2 protein-coding genes are annotated in these 2485 nt (G+C 74.6%); one reads left to right on the top strand and one right to left on the bottom strand.

The window, feature by feature from the left end:
* The coding region (locus ABZ641_RS33010; RefSeq protein WP_359987841.1) for a phenylacetate--CoA ligase family protein at positions 1-930 on the bottom strand (930 nt) is incomplete at its 3' end.
* 510 nt (positions 931-1440) lie between these two features.
* On the opposite strand from ABZ641_RS33010, the gene ABZ641_RS33005 reads away from it, so the two are divergent.
* A complete protein-coding gene (locus ABZ641_RS33005; protein WP_359987838.1) occupies positions 1441-2478 on the top strand; it encodes an alpha/beta hydrolase in 1038 nt (345 codons plus the stop codon).
* Positions 2479-2485: the final 7 nt, after the last annotated feature.

Here is a 2485-nt window from a genome sequence, read left to right as displayed (position 1 = left end):
GCCGACCCGGACGCCCTCCTGGGCGCGGCCGAGGATGCGGAACCGGCCGGCGGAGGCGTCCGTCCAGGCGGCGCGGTCCCCGACGGGGTAGCGCAGCACGGGCATCAGCCGCCGCCGCAGGTCGGTCACCACGACCCGGCCGGGCACGCCCGCTTCGGTGATCGGCTCGCCGGTGTGCTCGTCCAGGATCTCGACCACGGTCTCCGGGGCGAACACCCGGTGCACCCGGGTGTCCTCGCCCGGGACGGGACGGCCGAGCAGGCCGGCGTCGACGGCGGCGTAACCGACCGACGACACCCGGGCGTTGGGGAACGCCTTGCGGAGCAGCGGTTGTTGGTCCTGGAAGAGGCCCTCGCCGCCGAACAGCAGCAGTTCCACGTCCGGCAGTTCGCGGCCGTCGGCGAGGAGGCGGTCGGCGAGTGCGCACAGCGTCGTCGGGGTGCCGGCGACCACCTGGGCCGCGAACTGCTCCAGGGTGCGGAGGGTGGAGGCGAGCGGTGCCGCCCCGCCGATCGGCAGCCGGACGTTGGCGACGGGGGAGTGCTGCAGTGCGTCGAGGACGAAGGTGTGACTGGCGTACAGGTCACCGGCGTAGAAGAGGTCGGCGACGCGGTGGCCGGGGCGGAGGCCGGCGTCGACCAGCCCGCTGCCGAAGGAGGTGGTGAACTCCCGCCACTCCTCCCGGCTGTAGAAGGAGAACTTCGGGGCGCCGGTGGTGCCGCCGCTCTTGAAGACCACGGCCTCGGTGAGGGGGCCGGTCAGCAGCCGGTTGTCGCGGGGCGTGTTCGCCCGCCAGAACTCGGCCTGCGGGACGACCGGCAGGTCGGTCAGCCGCTCCGTCCGGTCGGGCAGGCCGGCGTACAGCTCCGCGTAGAAGGGTGAATTGCGGCGGACGAAGCGAATGAGTTCCGCTGGTGGGTGAACGGGCATCGATTCCTGCTCTGGGGCATGCGCGGGCGGAACGGGTCGCGGGGGTGGTGCGATCCCGCCCCGGACGATCGGGTGCGACGGATTGCGGTCGGCACTCCGCAGAGGTCGGGCGGGTGCGGATCGTCAGAGAGTTGACGTGAAGTAAGGAGCGTTTGGCTTCTCGCTCGATGAAAATGAGGCTAGCACCTTCACCAGCCTTTGGATTCCAGCCGTAAGGCCCCTGGGAGGGTAGGCCGGGCGGTGATCTGAGCCCCGGTCAGGGGTGATTCGGGCACGTCGCAATGGCGTGGTGAGATACGTCTCAGGAGGGCAATTTCCGGTTGAAGGAGAAACATTTCAGGTGCGGTCGCCGGATTCCGCTACGGATGCCGGAATTGCCACCCGCCGTTCGGCGGGGACGGCATCCGCCGACCGGCGGGAGCGCCGCCGGGGCAGCGGATCCGAAAGCGCACCACGGGCTCGCTCCGGCTGGCAGGCTGTCCCGGACGGCACGGCGAGGAGGGGGCTGGGATGGGCATCGGTGGACCGCCGCGGCAGGACGGGCAGGCCGCGCCCGCGCCGCCCCTCGACCCGGAGTTGCGGGCTGCCCTGGCCGCCGCGGGAGCGGCCGCACGCGAGCGGGTCACCCCGGAGAACCTCGCCGCCGTCCAGCGCCGGGACGCCGGGGCGCGGCCCCGGCCGACCCTCCGGGAGCTGCGGGGGGACGGCCGGTTCGAGGTGGCGGAGCTGACCGCGCCCGGCCTGCACGGCGGCCCCGAGGTGCGGCTCGTCCTCGCCCGGCCCGCCGGCGTGCCCGGACCGCTGCCGCTGCTGTACTACCTGCACGGCGGCGGCATGGTGATGGGCAACGCCCGGTCCGTCGTGCCGCGGCTGCTGCGCGACCTCGCCCTGCCGCTGCACCTCGCCGTCGTCTCCGCCGAGTACCGGCTCGCGCCGGGGACCCGCTACCCGGGACCGCTGGAGGACTGCTTCGCCGGGCTCGTCCACACGGCCGGCCGGGCGGCCGGGCTCGGCCTGGACGCGGACCGGATCGTCCTCGGCGGCAAGAGCGCCGGCGGCGGCCTCGCCGCGGCACTCGCCCTGCTGCTCCGCGACCGCGGCGGCCCGGCGCCGATCGGCCAGTTGCTGCTGAGCCCGATGCTCGACGACCGCGGCAGCACCTTCTCCAGCCACCAGATGGCCGGCGTCGACACCTGGGACGTGACCTCCAACGCCACCGCCTGGCAGGCCCTGCTGGGCGACCGGTACGGCGCCGCCGACCTCCCGCCGCACGCGGCCCCGGCCCGCGCCACCGACCTGTCCGCGCTGCCGCCGGCCTACCTGGAGGTCGGCTCCGCCGAGACCTTCCGCGACGAAGCGGTGGCTTATGCCGACGCGATCTGGCGGGCCGGCGGCGAGGCCGAACTGCACGTGTGGCCCGGCGCCTGCCACGGCTTCGACACGCTCGCCCCGCAGGCCGCCCTCAGCCGCGACGCCCGCGAGGCGCGCCGCCGCTGGCTGCGCCGGATCCTCCGGGTCCCGGGCCCCGGCAACGGCGCCGCACCGTGACGGCCGG

It is taken from the genome of Kitasatospora sp. NPDC007106 (assembly GCF_040634455.1).
Lineage (GTDB): Bacteria > Actinomycetota > Actinomycetes > Streptomycetales > Streptomycetaceae > Kitasatospora > Kitasatospora arboriphila.
Note: the sequence above shows the minus strand (reverse complement) of the source record. Positions and strands in the feature narration are given on the sequence as shown.

Excerpts from the sequence above, each read along its gene's own strand:
- ABZ641_RS33005 (WP_359987838.1), top strand. The coding sequence starts at position 1,441 with ATGGGCATCGGTGGACCGCCGCGGCAGGACGGGCAGGCCGCGCCCGCG.